The following is a 15,370-nucleotide window of genomic DNA, read 5'->3' as shown; positions in this document are numbered from 1 at the left end:
ATGCGCCCAAGCCGCCTACGCAGCCGGTGCAATCCATGCTAAAGCCCGGTCATGAATGAAGATGATCTGCTTGCCCGCCTGCTCTATCGCGACGGGCTGATGTTGGTGCTGGACAAGCCGGCCGGCATTGCCGTGCATGCCGGGCCGGGCGATGGCGACAATCTGGAACGCCATTTCGATGCGCTGCGCTTCGGCTTTCCCAATCCGCCATCCCTGGCCCACCGGCTGGACCGGGACACGGCTGGCTGTCTGGTGCTGGGCCGCCACCCCAAGGCGCTGCGCAAACTGGGTATCCTGTTCCAGGAAGGGCGAGTGGCCAAGACCTACTGGGCCGTGGTTGCCGGCCAGCCCGCCGATAATAGCGGCAAGATCGACCTGCCCTTGACCAAGATCAGCGATGCCAAGCGCGGCTGGCGCATGGTGGGCGACCGGGAGGGGGGCCAAGCGTCGGTCACCATATGGCGGGTGCGCGGGCGGGGGGATTTGCCGGGCATCGGCCCCATTGCCTGGCTGGAACTGAACCCCAAGACCGGGCGCACCCATCAGATCCGGGTCCATTGCCAGTCACTGGGCTGCCCGGTGCTGGGCGACCCGATCTATGCCGGCCGGCGGGACGGAGAACCGCTGCACCTGCTGTCGCGCGCCATCACCGTGCCCATCCAGGCCACCAAGGACCCGGTGACGGTAACGGCCCCGGTGCCGCCCCATATGCGCGCCGCCCTGCTGGCCTGCGGCTGGGCGGGGGAAGATCCGGCAACGCTGAACCCGCCGCCGCCCCCGCCCCGGCAAGCAGCACCGGAAGGCGATATCAATCCCGCAGCAGCGGCACCGTCACCAGCCCCCGGCGCACGATCACCCCATCCGGCTGCGCCTTCTGCCAAGCCTGGAAAGCCAGGAAATGGGGCGAGGCGTGGTGCTGGGCGAAAGCCGCCGCGTCGGTGAATTCTTCCCATACATAGAAGATGGCGGGGCCGTCCGGCTGTTCCTCCGTCAGGGACCGGGCAAGGCCGAAAGCGAAATTGCCCGGTTCCTGCCGGCTGGCCAGGACATTGGCGCCCATCGCCTCCAGAAACCCATCCAGATGGGTGCGGACGATTTCCAGGCGGATCAGGCGGCCTTCACGTTCCATTTCTCAAAACCCTTTGCTTGATGAGTGCTCAATCCTGCACCGGCACACCATCTACGGCCAGCTTGCCGACGGCGATGGACCCGTCACCGGCAAAGCGCACCTCCACATCCAGTTTGGACAGGCCCTGGCGCAGCTTTTCTTCCAGGTCCGCGGCGCGGGATTGCGGCACATAGACACGCAGCGTCTGCCGTGGATTGGCCAACGGATAGGAGCATTGCCCGATATCGACCGGCTGGCAGGACGGTAGCGGTGCAAAACCCGGCCGGTCCGATGGCTCGGCGGACGGGGTGACGCAGACGCAATCCGGTACATCACCCAAGGCGGCCAGCGGTTCCGCAAGCCCGCCAATATCCAGCCGCACCTGCAGGTAATGACCGCGCAGCAGGTCGCGCGGGTCAAAGCCGACAACACCGATGCGCAAGGCCGGCTGTTCGGCCCGTTGCGTCCGGATGGACAGGGCCCAGCCGGCCAGCACCAGGGTGGGCACCAGCAGCAAGGCCAGCAGCAGCAGGGAGAAACGGTCGGGCTTGGTCATGGCTTCTCCTCCGCCGGGGCGGCCAGCCGATCCCCCCATTCCATCACCCGCCGCGCGCCCAGCGCCAGCCCCAGCAGCACCAGACCGCCGATGATCAGCCCGAAGCCGGTGGCCAGCAGCCCGCCCGTGGCATCCAGATAGACCACGAAAACCCGCAGCGCGATCAAGGCCACCGCCAGCTTGAACAGGCCGGGCCGATGCGCCACCAGCGCCATCTTGGCAATAGCGATCCAGTAGAGGCAGAACAGGATGCCGGTGATGATGGCCGCCGCCGTCCCTTCCAGCATGAAGGGCAGCACGGCCAGCCCTGGCGACAAAGCCAGCAGCAGGCCCACGCCCCGGCGCAGCCCCACCCGGTCCGCCGGGACCAGGGCATGGGCGGCGGCAATGGCAACAAAGCCGATCCCTGCCGCGATTGAGGCATCGGTCACCGCTTCCGGCGGGGGCGTTTCCTGCAAAAGCGGGCGCAGCACCAGAAGCACGAAGCTGGTTGTCGCCACCAGCGTGCCGGCAGATGCGCGACCGACATGGCGGGTCCAGCCCGGATCAACCGGCGGCGGCAATGCCCGCAAGGCATAAAGGGCGGCAAAGCACAGCATGATCGCCGATCCGGACAGCCGCCATTCATGCAGGCTCAGCCAATGGTCGGACAGGACCGAGCCCAGCCAGCAGCCCAGGCCCAGCAGCCAGAGCCAGCGATGCAGCGGTGCACGCACCACCAGAATGGTGAAGGGCGTGACCAGCAGCAGCCAGAAGCCCAGCAGGCCGGACAGGTCGCCCTGAAGCTGAAAGCTCTGCCCGATATGGGCGATCAACGCCAGGGTGGAGAGGGAAAGCAGCAGCAGCGCCCCTTCCAGCCGGAAGCGGGGCATGCCTTCCCCCTGCCCCCGATACCAGACCCAGGCAGCCACCCCCAAAGCCAGGTTCAATGCCACATGCAGGCCCAGACGCAGCGCGATGGGGATGGCATCCCAGTTGGCGGCGACAATGGCGATGATGCCCAGCGCCACCGCGAAAAAGCCCAGGATGGCCAGCGCCGCCGGCAGGCGCGGCCGGTGGCGCGCGGCTTCAAATGCGGCGATGCGGGACGCCGTATCCGCCCCGATCAGCCCTGCCGCCTGCCAGTCGGCCAGCCGCACCGCCAAGCCGGAAGGCAGCGATCCGGCATCGATCTCCCCGACCCCAGGGACATCCGGGGCTGTTGCCGCCGTCGGATCCATCGCCTTGCGCCATCGCATCAATTCAAGCCCCGTCCTCCGTTTCCCACCCCACCCTAGTGCCAGGGTAACGCGTGCCGCAAGGGGCCGGGCGGACGATGCCCTTTGCCATAGACTTACTGTATCGGATCGGGCAGGCGCGGCAGCAGCACCAGCAGCAGGCAGGCCAACACCTGACAGGCCAGTGCCCCCAGGGCCAGGGCCGGTAAGCCCAGTTCCAGGAAAGGCGCCAGGAAGGCTGTGGTACAGGCGGCAAACAGGGTGATGGCCAGGATCACCAGGGCCGACGCCCGGTCATCATCCCCCCGCCCTGCCGCCACGGCGCGCATGAAGCCCGGCGGCCCGCGCAGGCCCAGCCCGATATTCATCGGTGCCAGCGCCAGGATCAGAATCTTCGGATTTGCGCCACCCGCCAGCGCATAAGCCGTCAGCAGCAATGCCGCCAGCAGCGCCAGCCCGGTGCCAAAGCTGATCATCCGCTCCACCCCGAACCGGCCGCACAGCAGGCCGGAAAGATTGGCGCAGATCATGAACAGGCCCACGCCCACCATCTGCATCAGGATGAAATCGCCCAGCGTGCCACCCAGACTGTTCACGATCACCACCGGCGCACCGAAGATGAAAACCAGCAGCCCGCCAAGCACCAGCGCCTGGGTCAGCCCATAGCGCAGGAAAACCGGATCGGTCAGCAGCAGGCGGTAACTGCCCATCCCGCGCGGGGCCGACCCCGGCGGCAACAGGTTACGGCCCAGCGTCAGGCTGATGGCCGTGATCAGGGCCAGGGCGGCACTGGCCAGGAAAGGGGCCTGCCAGCCACCCCAGGCCAGCAGGGCAGCCCCCGCCAGCGGTGCCGCCCCCGGCCCAATCGCCTCGATACTGCCCAGGATGCCGATGGCGCGGATGGCGCCTTTCTCATCAAACATGCGCCGGATCATACCGGGCGCGAAGACGCCGGGCGCACAGCCGATCAATCCCTGTGCAAACCGCAGCGCGATCAGCACATCCATATTCTGGGTCCAGGTACAGGCCAGCGACAGCAGCATATAGGCAGCGATGGAGCCAATCAGCAGCAGGCGCCGCTCCACCATCGTTCCCAGCCAGCCGAACAGCAGCAGCCCCAGCGACACGCCGCCAATATAGGCGGCGATGATAAGCTGGGCCTTGGCCGTGCCGCCATCGGGCCAGGTAGCCATGGCCGGAAGGGCGGGCAGCACCAGATCAATCCCGGCGATCCCCAGTAAAGTGCCCATCACCAACAGGCCACACACGATGATACGAGACTGCATAATAACACCTGGACAGCAATATATCCGATAGCGGATGAATTTTGCTGCGGACCATGCCAGGGCGGGCACGGGCGGTCAAGTCTGGTACCCACCTCTCAACCGTTCAGTCGAACCGCCATTCCCCATTGCCCGACCGGCAGGCAATGCGGGTCCGGTTAATATCGCCGCTGACCAGTTCAGTCATATAGCAGCCATCCCGACCGGTGATCGGCCCCAGATTGGTGATAAAGCCGCTATGCCCGTCCTGCTCCCACGCCAGGGCCTGCATGGGCAGGCCGATGCTGCGGTTCAGCGCCGCTTCCAGACCAATGGTGGCAGCCGGGGCCGGTGCGGGTTCAACCGGTGCCGCGGCAGGGGGCGGGGTCGTGGGAAGGGGGGCCGGGACCGGTGTGGGCTGGCGCTTCAAACGGGTGATCAGCGCATCCACATCATCCGGCTTCTGCAGATCGGGCATGGCGATGCCTTGGCCTCGGGCAAAGCTGGCAACCGCGTCCCGCGTTTTTGGTCCCACCCGCCCGTCGGCCCCGCCTGTGTAAAGCTGCAGGCGCGACAGTTCCGTCTGAACGGCCCGTATCTGCGCCATGGTCGCGCGGGGCTCAGCCGCCGGCTTGGTGCTGGGAATGGGGGTATCCGCCACAGAAGGTGTGAAATTGCGGGCGAACTGGTCATGGCTATGGATGGCTGTGACCGGCAACAGCGCCAGCCCGGCAACCATTGTCAGCAGGGCCCACAGCCGGTTGGCCGGCAGCAGGGGACGGCCCCGCCGCCGCGCCCGGCGGCGTACGGCCACGCGCGCCAGAAGGAAGGCCAGCCCCCACAGGATGATGGCCGTGATCATTGCCGGCTGTGCCGTCCAGCCCGCCAGCAGACCATCCCGCAGCAGGAAAATGGCGGCCCCCGCCCCCACCCCCATCAAGGCACAGAAAAACAGCCCCAGCGTCCAGGCCCAGGATAAGGACAGGGGCTTGACGCCCGTGAAACCGGGGAAGCCCACCGGCGGTGGTGCCTGACGCTTGGGTTGCCGGGGTTGCCGGGGCGGCGGCGGCAGGTTGACCGGCATGGCCACCTGCGCCGGGGCGGGTGGCGGCGACGGGGGCGGCCCCAGCCTTTTTTCCAGCGCGCACTGCCCGCACTCATCCCCCAGCCGCCAATGGTCGCGGTTATGGCGGCAGGCGCGCTTCGTGCTCATCAACTCTTTCAGGACGTCCGACCATTCCCGCGCCGAGGGCAGCGCCCCGTAATCACCGGAGAAGGTCCGGTCAAACAGGTTGCGCAAACGGGGATCGAACCATTCATGCAGGCTGTTGGCGCGCGGCCGCACCCTTGGATTGGGCTTCACGCCATAGGCATAGACTTCCTTGTACCGGCGGGCCAGCAGCGGCAACTCGGTTGGGAAGTCCCGGAACCCATCTTCCGGCACGCCCTGCAAGGGGTGCATTTCGTTCAGGAACAGGAAGATCAGGATGCCCAGCGACCAGAGATCCTGTTCCCGGCCATGCGCATTCATCCAATCCAGATCAATGCCGCCATCGGCGCGCAATCCTTGGGGATGGGCGAATTCCGGCGTGGCCAGGGCGGCCGGATAGCGCTTGCCGCCCGCCCCTTCAATGCTGAACCCGTCGCAATCCAGCAGAGCCAGGAAGCCGGTGCGGGATTTCGGCGTCAGATAGGCCAGGATATTCTGCGGCTTCAGGTCGATGATATTGTGCCCCACGCTGTGGAGCGATTCCATCAGGATGGCCAGATTGGTCGCCGCCGTCAGCCGGAACAGCAGTGAATCCGGGATATTATGCTGGCGCCGCAGCTTAGGATTCAGCACGCGCGGCATGGCACGGGCCGCCTTCATGTCGATCACCGGCATGACGAAGCCGCGGAAAGTACCGCTGGCGTCGGTCACCACCTCCTTCGGCCAGGCCATCTGCACCGTCTTGCCATCCGGCGCCATCACCTTGTCCGGCGGGCGGGCCACCATGGCCTTCACCTTGTCCGCGTGATCGCGGGCATGGTCGCCATTGGTGTCGCGGCGATAGATCTTCACGCATAGATCGGGTTTGCCCGGCAGGGGATAAACAATGCCGGCGCCGCCCTCCCCCAGCGGCTTCTGCTGGCTAAGGTCGATCTGACGGGTGGAGGTACGGAATTTCATTATCGTCACAGGGCGGGCCGTCAGGCCAGCGCTGCCCAAAGAATGGTCTTGTCATCGGTGCTGATGCGCCGCGCGTCGGGGCTGTCCAGCGTGCCGGCCAGGGCTTCCGCCCCTTCTGCCACCGGATGGCTGGACAGGAACCCATCCACCGGCCGCATGAAGGCCGGCTCCAACCCCACACCCTTCTTAGCCGCGGCGAACGGCATCGGCCCATCCGTCATCAGGATGATGCGGGCAAAGGGGCCGAACGGGGTAAGGCGCAGCGTTTCCCGCCAGAAGGGCAAGGTGACGAAATAGGTGCTGTTCGCCTCTTCCCCATTTACCGGCACGCTATGGCCCACCGGCACCAGTGCGGCATCAGCCGCATGCGCCATGCCATCGCCGATATGGATGAACAGCCCGCCGGCCGGGCCCGCCACCACTGCCACCAGCGTGGCATGGAAATCGGCAATGTCGCCATTGTCGGACAGGGTGGCCAGGCCGGCGCGCAGATCCTCGATCACCCGTTCCACCGCCGGGCGCCAGGCCTCCACCCCATCTGCCGCCGGGTCCAGGGTCAGGGCGGACAGGCCCGCCACCATCCGGTCCGCCGTAATGCGGGAACCTTCCGCCGCGCGGGCGGCGGAACCGGCCCCATCGCTGACCACGGCAACCAGCCGGTCATCCCTGATGGAAAAGGCAAAGGCATCCTGGCAGGGCGTATCATCCAGCCGGTGGCTGGGCCCCTGGACCGCCGCCGCAACCAGATTCCAGCGCCCCTGGCTGATCCCATCCCAACGCAGCGTATCCATTGCCGTCACCCGGGTCAGGTGGCCACCGTCAGCCAGTTGGCGGGACTGGGCAGGGCCACCTGCTGGCCCGGCTGGCTGCGCGAGGTGGCGGCCAGCGACGCCGCCAGCCACAGGAACATTTCCTTGAATTTCAGGCTATCCGACGACAGGACCGGCCGGTCCGGACCACAGAAGGCACGCAGGGCATCCACCCGCGCATTGGCCCCCACGGCCACGGCAAACAGGACAAAACGCTTATCCTCCTGCGCCTGCCGGCAGCGGGCGGCAACATCGCGCCACACATCCTCGTCCGTCGGCGACCCGTCGGAAAAGACGAACAGCCAGGGCCGGGTATAGGGGATGCCGTTGCGCTTATAGACTTCCTTCTGCGCCTGGATTTCGCCCATCGCCATATCGATGGCCTTGCCCATGGGCGTGCTGCCATTGGCTTCCACATGGGGCGCGCGGAAATCAATGGCATCGGTCCAGTCGCCCAGTGCCGTCGCTTCGTCGTGCCCGCCCATGCGGATCATCTTCACCTGAACGCGGACGGAGGCTTCGTCATCCTCCTTCAACGCCCGCTCGAACGCCTGCAGCGCCTCATTCAGATGGAAGATGGCATTGCCCTCCTCCATCGACGTGGAACCGTCGACAACGATCACGCACGGCGTGCGCTGGGAAGAATTATCGCGATAGACCGCATCAATGATCTTCATGGCCGGGACGCTTGCTGGTTGATTTACCTCTTACTCATAGAACACGGATCGCCCATCGGAGGTATAGAAAAATCAACCCTGGAAAACGATGAACGCTGCCCCCGGATCGGCAGACCGAAGTAATCTATATAGTATCGACACGATATGATAAGAGAGAGGGGGTCGAAGGGGGGATTTACGAGCAGCGCTTTTCAAAGCGCCTGGCTCATCTCAAGAAGCAGGTCAATCTGCTGACTTAACGATTGAGAGTGGCGGACCCGAATGGATTCGAACCATCGGCCTCTGCCTTCGGAGGGCAGCGCTCTATCCAGCTGAGCTACGGGTCCATGCCGGCCATCGGCCCAGGCTTCCTGGGCGGGCGGCGCGGACCATAGCGCAACAATCCCGCCCTTGCAAACACCTTTGTTAGCCCAACATCACACGAAGCGCCTGACGGGACAGATCCTTCAATGCTTCGCGCATCCGCTGGATTTCGTCCGCCGCTGCCTCGTAATCCGCAATCAGGCCGCCGACCAGCGTCGCCGGGTCTTCGGCTTCCTCCGGATAGCGGTCACGGGCGCGGGCGGCGCGGCGGCGCAGCCGTTCGACAATATCTTCTTCAGCGTCCATTGCCGCCTGTTCCTTTCCTAGAAGGGCCATCACACCCCCTCAATGGGGCTTGATGCCGGTAGGCTGTTCCACACTGTTCAACGCATCCGCCAGCCGGTGGGTCGCACTGCCGCGCCGGGCCGGCTGCTGCTGGCGGCTGGGGTCGGGTGCCCAGCCGGCCAGGAAGATGATCTCGAACGTTGCCGGCACCGATCCATCGGCTTCCTGGAACAGCTCGATATAGCGCTCTGCCGCCCGCGCCATCAGGGCGCTGGAGGTTGGCCGGCGCAGGCGCGACAGGGCGGCGTTGGTCTCCCCCATCCCGCGCAGGTCAGCCAGCAGGCGGAACGGATTGGGGTAAGAGACGGTCAGCGTATCCATGTCCGCCACCGGCAGGGCAAAACCCGCCCGCTGCAGAAGGCCGGCGGCATCGCGCAGGCCCGCCATGGGGCTGATGCGCGGGCTGACGCCGCCCATCATCTCCATCTCCGCTTCCATCAGGGCGCGGCGCAGCTCAAACAGCGTGTCGCCGCCGAAGATCGCCGCCAGGAACAACCCATCAGGCCGCAGGGCCTGGCGGGCCTGGATCAAGGCGCCGGGCAGGTCATTCACCCAATGCAGCGACAGGTTGGACACGATCAGGTCGAAACTGCCGGGCGCGAAGGGCAAGGCCTCCTCATCCGCCGCCAAAGCCGGGTTGCCGGTGGTGCCGGCAGCCATGCGGGCCATGGCGGGCGACAGATCGGCATGGGTCAGATGGCGGATGCCGCTACGCCCGCCCAGCGCCGCCGCCATTTCCCCGCCATGGCTGCCCAGGTCCAGGACATGGGGAAAGTCCCGCCGGATCAGGTCCAGCCGTTCCGCCAGTCGGTCCGCCACTTCCCGGAACAGGAAATCATGGTCGGCGATGCGGGCACCGGCGCGGTCGCGATGGCGTCGCACCAGCCGGCGGTCGAAAAGGGTCATGATGTCGGCGTCGCTCATGCCCCTGCCATATCGCGCGGGGCAGCGGCTGGCAACAGCGGGCAGGCAAAAAGCCGGGGGAGATGGAAAAATATCATCACCATGCTACCTTGGCGCGATGGAAGCAGGTGATGATACAGCCACTTGGCAACGCGCAAGGCAGGTTGGCCGGGGCCTGCGGGCCTGGATGGCGGCCGCCCTGGATCTGGTGATGCCGCCGCGCTGCATGGCCTGCGGGGTGGAGGTGGACCGCACCGGCGCCCTGTGCGCCGCCTGCTGGCAACGGATCAGCTTCATCGCGGCACCCCATTGTGCCTGCTGCGGCCTGCCCTTTGATTATGATTCCGGCGGGAAGGATGCCCTGTGCGGGGCCTGCATCGCCAAACCGCCCCGGTTTGACCGCTGCCGCAGCGTCTTTGCCTATGATGAGGCGACGCGCCCCCTGATCCTGGGGTTCAAGCATGGCGACCGGACGGAGAATGCCCCCGGTCTGGCGCAATGGCTGGCCCGGGCCGGGGGGGAATTGCTGCGGGATGTTGATCTGATTGTGCCAGTGCCGCTGCATCGCTGGCGGCTGTTCCGCCGCCGCTTCAACCAATCGGCCCTGCTGGCGGCCCATCTGGGCCGGCTGAGTGGCCGGGTGGTGGCGCCCGACCTGCTGGTGCGCCGGCGGGCCACAGCGCGCCAAGGCGGCCTGACGCGCAAGGGCCGGGCCCGCAATGTGGCCGGCGCCTTCACACCCCACCCGGCCCATGCCGGACAGATCAAGGGCGCGCGCATCCTGCTGATCGACGATGTATTCACCACCGGGGCCACGGTGGGGGAATGCGCCCGGGTATTGCGCCGGGCCGGCGCCGTGCGGGTGGATGTGCTGACCCTGGCGCGGGTGGTGAAGCCGGTCGCCATGCAGGCGGTGGAAGCAGAAAGCGCCCCCTGACCGCGAAAAGGTGATCTGCGCACCGCCGGGCTTTGCCTTGGCCGCCGCGACCGTCATATTAAGATCATCTGCCAAGGACAGGGATACGCCCGATGCCGACGATCGAGATCTATACCAATCCCTGGTGCGGTTATTGCGCCCGCGCCAAGAAGCTGCTGGATGCCAAGGGCGTCCGCTATGAAGAGATCGATATCGAGGCCCAGCCCCGCCGCCGCCCCGAAATGGTGGACCGCGCCGGGGGCCGCACCTCTGTGCCGCAGCTTTTCATCGACGGGCAGCATATTGGCGGCTGTGACGATACCTATGCGCTGGAAAAGGCGGGCAAGCTGGACCCGCTGCTGGGCCTGGCCGGCTGATCATGGATAAGGCCACGCTGCGCGCCGCCCTGGTCCAGGTCAATGCCGGGCCGGAGATCCTTCCCAACCTGGAAACTGCCGGAAGGCTGGTCCGCGATGCGGTGGCCGATGGGGCCCAGCTTGTCTGCCTGCCGGAGAATGTCTCCCTGATGGCGCAGGGGCGGGACAAAATCCTGGCCCGCGTGAAGCCGGAGGAGAGCCATCCCGGCGTGCCCTTCTTCCGCGATCTGGCGCGCGACACCGGGGCCTGGATCATGACCGGCACGCTGGGATGCCTGCTGGAGGATGGCAGGGTGGCCAACCGCGCCTTCGTCATCGCCCCCACGGGCGATATCGTGGCGCGCTATGACAAGATCCACATGTTCGATGTGGATCTGGCCGGCGGCGAAAGCTATCGCGAGAGCGCCACTTACCGTCCGGGTGAACGCGCCGTCGTCGCGCCCACGCCCTGGGGCGGGCTGGGCCTGTCCATCTGCTATGATGTGCGCTTTGCCTATCTCTATCGCGCACTGGCCAAGGCCGGGGCCAGCCTGATCACCGTGCCTGCCGCCTTCACCGTGCCCACGGGCAAGGCGCATTGGCATGTGCTGCTGCGCGCCCGTGCCATTGAGACCGGCTGTTTCGTCCTGGCCCCGGCCCAGACCGGGCTGCATGATGGCAATCGTGGCACCTATGGTCACAGCCTGATCATCAGCCCGTGGGGCGAAGTGCTGGCCGATGCCGGCGAGGGTGTGGGCCATATCATCGCCGATCTGGACCTGTCCAAAGTGGCGGAGGCGCGGCGCATGGTGCCGTCGCTGGGCCATGACCGCACGTTTGATGGGCCCTGACCCCTTACCATGGCGCAACGCTGGAAAATCACCGTCGAGTTTGACGGCCGCCCGTTCTTTGGCTGGCAGCGGCAGGACCATGGCGCCTCCGTCCAGGGTTGTCTGGAAGAAGCGGTGCGCCGCTTCGCGCAGGAGAATGTCACCGTCCATGCCGCCGGCCGGACCGATAGCGGCGTGCATGCCCTGGCCATGGTTGCCAGCTTCGACCTGGAAAAACCAGCCACGGCGGAAAAAGTCCGCGAGGCGCTGAATTTCCACCTGAAGCCCAACCCCATCGCCGTGGTGAAGGCCGAAGCGATGGAGGGAGATTTCCACGCCCGCTTCTCCTGCATTGGCCGGTCCTATCTCTACCGGATCATCAACCGCCGGGCGCCGCTGGCGCTGGATGCCGGCCGGGCGTGGCTTGTGATGCATCCGCTGGATGCGGGCGCGATGCACGAGGCCGCGCAAAGGCTGATCGGCCAGCATGATTTCACCAGCTTCCGCGCCTCGCTCTGCCAAGCACAAAGCCCGGTAAAGACCTTGAGCGAACTATCCGTGACGCGGGTGGGGGAAGAGGTGCGGATCATTGCCCGCGCCCGGTCCTTCCTGCATCATCAGGTGCGCAACATGGTGGGCACGATCAAGATGGTGGGCGAAGGGCGCTGGACCGCCGATGACGTCACCGCCGCCCTGGAAGCCCGCAACCGCTCCGCTGCCGGCCAGACGGCCCCTGCCGACGGGCTTTACTTCACCCATGCCTTCTATCCGGGCGAGGAGTGGGTTTAGCGGGGCACCGCTTTATCTCACTCCCAGCAAGAACAACTCACCGCACCGCCCTATTACGTAATCGCGTCCAACTGGTCGTCGGAGAGATAGCCCGGCACGATGGTGACGGGGATGCGTAGGTCGCCCGCCATCTGACCGACCACATAAGAGATCAGTGGCCCCGGCCCGCCCCTTCCCGTGCCCGCCGCCAGCACCAGGATGGAGATGCTCGGCTCCTCACGGATCAGTTTCAGTAACTGGTCGCTGGGCTGGCCATGGCGGATATAGAGGGTGGGGACGGTGCCGGAAATATCCACCACCTCCTTCGCCAGCCGCTGGAGCAGTTGCTCCGCCTCTTCCCGCTGTTCCTGTTCCATCAGGCCCTGGATGGCACCCCATTGCTGCAGCTCTCCCGGCTCGATCACGTTCAGCAGGGCGACACGGCCACCGGAATTGCGGGCACGGCGGGCGGCATAATGCAGCGCCACCGTCATTTCCTCCGTCTCATCCACCACGACCAGGAAGATGCGCGTTTTATTCTCACTCATGGGAACCCCCGACGGGCCTGCGGCTTGGGTAGGATCAAAAATCAGGATTTACGGAAGATGATGCCGGCCAGCCAGCCTAAAGATACCGCCAGCAAAATGCCCAACACGGCATAGAAAACGGATTGGCGCTGCGCAAATTCCGCCACGCTGGCGGAAAAGCCGATCTTGGACACCAGCAGCGGCGTGGTCTGGGCGCTGACCACATCGCCATCGCGGATCAGGAAGACCGAGGCGGTATAAGTCCCGGTCGGCACATTGGCCGGGAAATAGATGCGGGTGCGGAACAGGCGCTGCCCCAGGAAGGACACCTCGCCCACTTCCGTCGTGTAAAGCCCCATGCGCTGCTTGTTGCGGATCAGGGCCGCCCGGTATTCAGCCAGCTTTTCCGCCTTGTCGATCTTTTTCACCGGTGCCAGACGGATATAATCCAGCCCGATCTCATGCCGTTGCAACACGGCAGGTGGCACCACCCCATCCAGCGTGTTGGACAGGGCGACGGTGTAAAAGGCGGGCACGCGGGCAAATTCGATCTCGTCCGTGTTGATCCAGATGCCGGCCACGCGGTCCTTGTGCCGCACCGTCACCTCACCTTCCGGCCCCTGGACGACGACCGCGACATCCCCTTCCCCATCCACGGCCCCGAACAGCACCACATCGGTGCCGGTAAAACCGGTGGTGATGGCGATCAGGTGGCTGGACAGGTCCGCCACCAGCGACTGGGCCCAGGCGTCCGGCCGCGTTGCCACCATCAGGATAAACCCGGCCAGCAACCCGGCCGGCAGGATCAGCAGACGCCTTACCCCCCTCATGATCCCCCCGGCAGGGTGATGGAGAAAAGATCCTCCGGCCGCAGGACCAGATCAACCGCCAGCTTGGCTGCCACGGCCAGCACCACCAGGGCCAGCAGGGCGCGGGCCTGTTCACCGCGCAATTTTGCCCCGATGCGGGTGCCGAACTGGGCGCCGATCACGCCGCCGACCAGCAGCAGCAGGGCCAGCATGATATCCACCGTCTGGTTGCCCACCGCCTGCAGGAAGGCGGCGATCCCGGTGGTGAAAACGATCTGGAACAGCGAGGTGCCGGCCACCAGGGCCGTGGGCATGCCCAGAATATAGATCATGGCCGGCACCAGCAGGAAACCGCCGCCAATCCCCATGATGGCCACCAGCAGGCCGCAGACAAAACCGATCAGCGCCGGCAGCAGGGCCGAGATGTAAAGCCGGGAGCGCGGGAAGCGCATCTTGAACGGCAGGCCATGCAGCCAGGTATGGTGATGCAGCTTGGACCGTGTGGCGACACTGCCCCGGCCGCGGATGATGGCGCCCACACTCTCCCACAGCATCAGGCTGCTGACCGTGCCCAGAAACAGGACATAGGAGAGGGAAATCACCAGATCAATATGGCCCAGCGCCTGCAGCAGGCCGAAAATCCACACGCCCAGCGCCGTGCCCACAGTACCGCCGCTGAGCATGACCAAGCCCAGCTTCACATCCACATTATTGCGGCGCCAATGGGCCAGAACGCCGGAAACGGAGGCACCCACAAGCTGGTTGGCCTGGGTGCCCACGGCCACGGCCGGCGGCACGCCAATGAAGATCAGCAGCGGCGTCATCAGAAAGCCGCCACCAACGCCGAACAGGCCGGAGAGAAAGCCGACACCACCGCCAAGAAGCAGGATCAGCAGGGCATTGACCGAGATTTCCGCAATCGGAAGGTAAATCTGCATGATCCCGTGGGGCCGGTTCCGGGCAGGTATTCAAGCCATAAGCTTACGCCCCCTGCCCCCGCAACCCAAGCCCTAAAGCAGGGCTAGGCCAATGGTCGGTGGGTCAAGCCATGGCAAGGCTGGTGGCGACGCGGGCCAGCAACAGGCGGGCCGCCTGTTCCAGCTTTTCCGGCCCCATGCCGGTGCGATGGCCTTGATCTTCGGGCTTCAACCCGTCGGGGAAAGGCGGCACATGGATGAAGCCGGCGGGCACATCCGGACGCCAGTGGCGCATGCCGAAGAACAGATGGTTGCAGATATAGCCGCCGGCATCGCGGCTGAATTTCACCGGCACGCCTTCTGCCATCAGATCATCGGCGATGGCGTCCAATGGCAGCGACGACCAGTATCCCATGGGGCCGGCCGGGTCGATGGGGCTGTTGCGGCGAACCATTCCATCATTATCCGGGGCCGTCGCATCATCCAGGTTCAGCGCCAGCCGTTCCGGCCGGATGGCGTCGGTATCATAGGCCAGCCCGAACATCACCACCGCATCGGGCTGGCTGGCCGCAACCGCCGCCTGCAGCGCCGGCACGGCACCGGTGAAGGTGACCGGCAGTTCCACCCCCCGGATACGGGCACCCCTGATCACCACCCCATCCAGCCGGCCCGCCAGCCAGGCGGTTGGGTTGACGGCATGGCCGAGGAACGGGGCGAAACCGGTGATCAGGATGGTGGGCATGGGCGTTGGCTCCAGACATACGGAATTACACGACGCTATCCTTCCCCTGTCTGGGTCGCAACGCTGTAGGCAGACATCACGCTGAATCAACATATATCAACATCAATTTAATGGGGTAAATTATTAAAGAAATACAATATAAATTTAATAGGAAG

Annotated in this window: 17 protein-coding genes, 1 tRNA gene and 1 pseudogene; 5 read left to right on the top strand and 14 right to left on the bottom strand. The window is 65.6% G+C overall.

The window, feature by feature from the left end:
- Positions 1-51: 51 nt before the first annotated feature.
- Positions 52-555, top strand: a pseudogene (locus G473_RS25575) (RluA family pseudouridine synthase); the annotation flags it as partial.
- A 253-nt stretch (positions 556-808) separates the two neighbouring features.
- On the opposite strand, the gene G473_RS30980 reads toward G473_RS25575, so the two are convergent.
- The 10 genes from G473_RS30980 to G473_RS0107165 all read right to left on the bottom strand — a co-directional run bounded on the left by G473_RS30980 (position 809) and on the right by G473_RS0107165 (position 9,371).
- Positions 809-1,129, bottom strand: coding sequence for a putative quinol monooxygenase (locus tag G473_RS30980; RefSeq protein ID WP_084437688.1), 321 nt, complete (start codon positions 1,127-1,129; stop codon positions 809-811).
- A 28-nt stretch (positions 1,130-1,157) separates the two neighbouring features.
- Positions 1,158-1,664, bottom strand: coding sequence for a GDYXXLXY domain-containing protein (locus G473_RS0107205; protein ID WP_029012549.1), 507 nt, complete (start codon positions 1,662-1,664; stop codon positions 1,158-1,160).
- On the bottom strand, positions 1,661-2,902 hold the full coding sequence (locus tag G473_RS0107200) for a DUF2157 domain-containing protein (RefSeq protein WP_029012548.1): 1,242 nt from the start codon (positions 2,900-2,902) through the stop codon (positions 1,661-1,663). The genes G473_RS0107205 and G473_RS0107200 overlap by 4 nt, the downstream gene beginning before the upstream one ends.
- Positions 2,903-2,997: 95 nt before the next feature.
- Positions 2,998-4,167 carry an MFS transporter gene (locus G473_RS0107195; protein ID WP_029012547.1) on the bottom strand — a complete coding sequence of 390 codons (1,170 nt, stop codon included), beginning with the start codon at positions 4,165-4,167 and terminating at the stop codon, positions 2,998-3,000.
- Positions 4,168-4,270: 103 nt separating this feature from the next.
- Positions 4,271-6,313: a peptidoglycan-binding protein gene (locus G473_RS0107190; RefSeq protein ID WP_154667288.1), complete on the bottom strand. Its 2,043-nt coding sequence runs from the start codon at positions 6,311-6,313 to the stop codon at positions 4,271-4,273.
- Positions 6,314-6,333: 20 nt separating this feature from the next.
- The gene (locus G473_RS29075; RefSeq protein ID WP_051329959.1) at positions 6,334-7,104 is read right to left on the bottom strand and encodes a PP2C family serine/threonine-protein phosphatase; all 771 of its coding nucleotides are present in this window, start codon (positions 7,102-7,104) and stop codon (positions 6,334-6,336) included.
- 14 nt (positions 7,105-7,118) lie between these two features.
- Entirely contained in the window at positions 7,119-7,799 is a 681-nt protein-coding gene (locus G473_RS0107180) for a vWA domain-containing protein (protein WP_029012545.1), read from the bottom strand.
- Between the two features lie 249 nt (positions 7,800-8,048).
- Positions 8,049-8,125 (bottom strand) — tRNA-Arg (locus G473_RS0107175).
- Positions 8,126-8,204: 79 nt separating this feature from the next.
- On the bottom strand, positions 8,205-8,408 hold the full coding sequence (locus G473_RS0107170; RefSeq protein ID WP_029012544.1) for a hypothetical protein: 204 nt from the start codon (positions 8,406-8,408) through the stop codon (positions 8,205-8,207).
- 39 nt (positions 8,409-8,447) lie between these two features.
- On the bottom strand, positions 8,448-9,371 hold the full coding sequence (locus G473_RS0107165; protein ID WP_029012543.1) for a methyltransferase domain-containing protein: 924 nt from the start codon (positions 9,369-9,371) through the stop codon (positions 8,448-8,450).
- A gap of 166 nt (positions 9,372-9,537) precedes the next feature.
- Here G473_RS0107165 and G473_RS0107160 point away from each other — a divergent pair, with 166 nt between their 5' ends.
- The 4 genes from G473_RS0107160 (at position 9,538) to truA (ending at position 12,241) form a co-directional block, all read left to right on the top strand.
- Positions 9,538-10,287, top strand: coding sequence for a ComF family protein (locus G473_RS0107160; protein WP_154667287.1), 750 nt, complete (start codon positions 9,538-9,540; stop codon positions 10,285-10,287).
- Between the two features lie 92 nt (positions 10,288-10,379).
- Entirely contained in the window at positions 10,380-10,643 is a 264-nt protein-coding gene (grxC, locus tag G473_RS0107155; protein ID WP_029012541.1) for a glutaredoxin 3, read from the top strand.
- 2 nt (positions 10,644-10,645) lie between these two features.
- Positions 10,646-11,473: a carbon-nitrogen hydrolase family protein gene (locus tag G473_RS0107150; protein ID WP_029012540.1), complete on the top strand. Its 828-nt coding sequence runs from the start codon at positions 10,646-10,648 to the stop codon at positions 11,471-11,473.
- Positions 11,474-11,482: 9 nt separating this feature from the next.
- Complete coding sequence (gene truA / locus G473_RS0107145; RefSeq protein WP_029012539.1) at positions 11,483-12,241, top strand: tRNA pseudouridine(38-40) synthase TruA; 759 nt, start codon at positions 11,483-11,485, stop codon at positions 12,239-12,241.
- Positions 12,242-12,294: 53 nt separating this feature from the next.
- Here the strand turns inward: truA and G473_RS0107140 are convergent, their stop codons facing one another.
- The 4 genes from G473_RS0107140 to G473_RS25565 form a co-directional block, all read right to left on the bottom strand.
- Positions 12,295-12,768, bottom strand: coding sequence for a universal stress protein (locus tag G473_RS0107140; RefSeq protein WP_029012538.1), 474 nt, complete (start codon positions 12,766-12,768; stop codon positions 12,295-12,297).
- Between the two features lie 41 nt (positions 12,769-12,809).
- Positions 12,810-13,577 carry a TIGR02186 family protein gene (locus G473_RS0107135; protein ID WP_035705535.1) on the bottom strand — a complete coding sequence of 256 codons (768 nt, stop codon included), beginning with the start codon at positions 13,575-13,577 and terminating at the stop codon, positions 12,810-12,812.
- On the bottom strand, positions 13,574-14,494 hold the full coding sequence (locus tag G473_RS0107130; protein WP_029012536.1) for a sulfite exporter TauE/SafE family protein: 921 nt from the start codon (positions 14,492-14,494) through the stop codon (positions 13,574-13,576). Before G473_RS0107130 ends, G473_RS0107135 begins: the two co-directional genes overlap by 4 nt.
- Positions 14,495-14,597: 103 nt before the next feature.
- A complete protein-coding gene (locus G473_RS25565; protein WP_035705531.1) occupies positions 14,598-15,215 on the bottom strand; it encodes a pyroglutamyl-peptidase I in 618 nt (205 codons plus the stop codon).
- Between the last annotated feature and the right edge of the window lie 155 nt (positions 15,216-15,370).

Origin of the sequence: Niveispirillum irakense DSM 11586 (genome assembly GCF_000429645.1) — a bacterium.
GTDB classification, from domain to species: domain Bacteria; phylum Pseudomonadota; class Alphaproteobacteria; order Azospirillales; family Azospirillaceae; genus Niveispirillum; species Niveispirillum irakense.
Note: the sequence above shows the minus strand (reverse complement) of the source record. Positions and strands in the feature narration are given on the sequence as shown.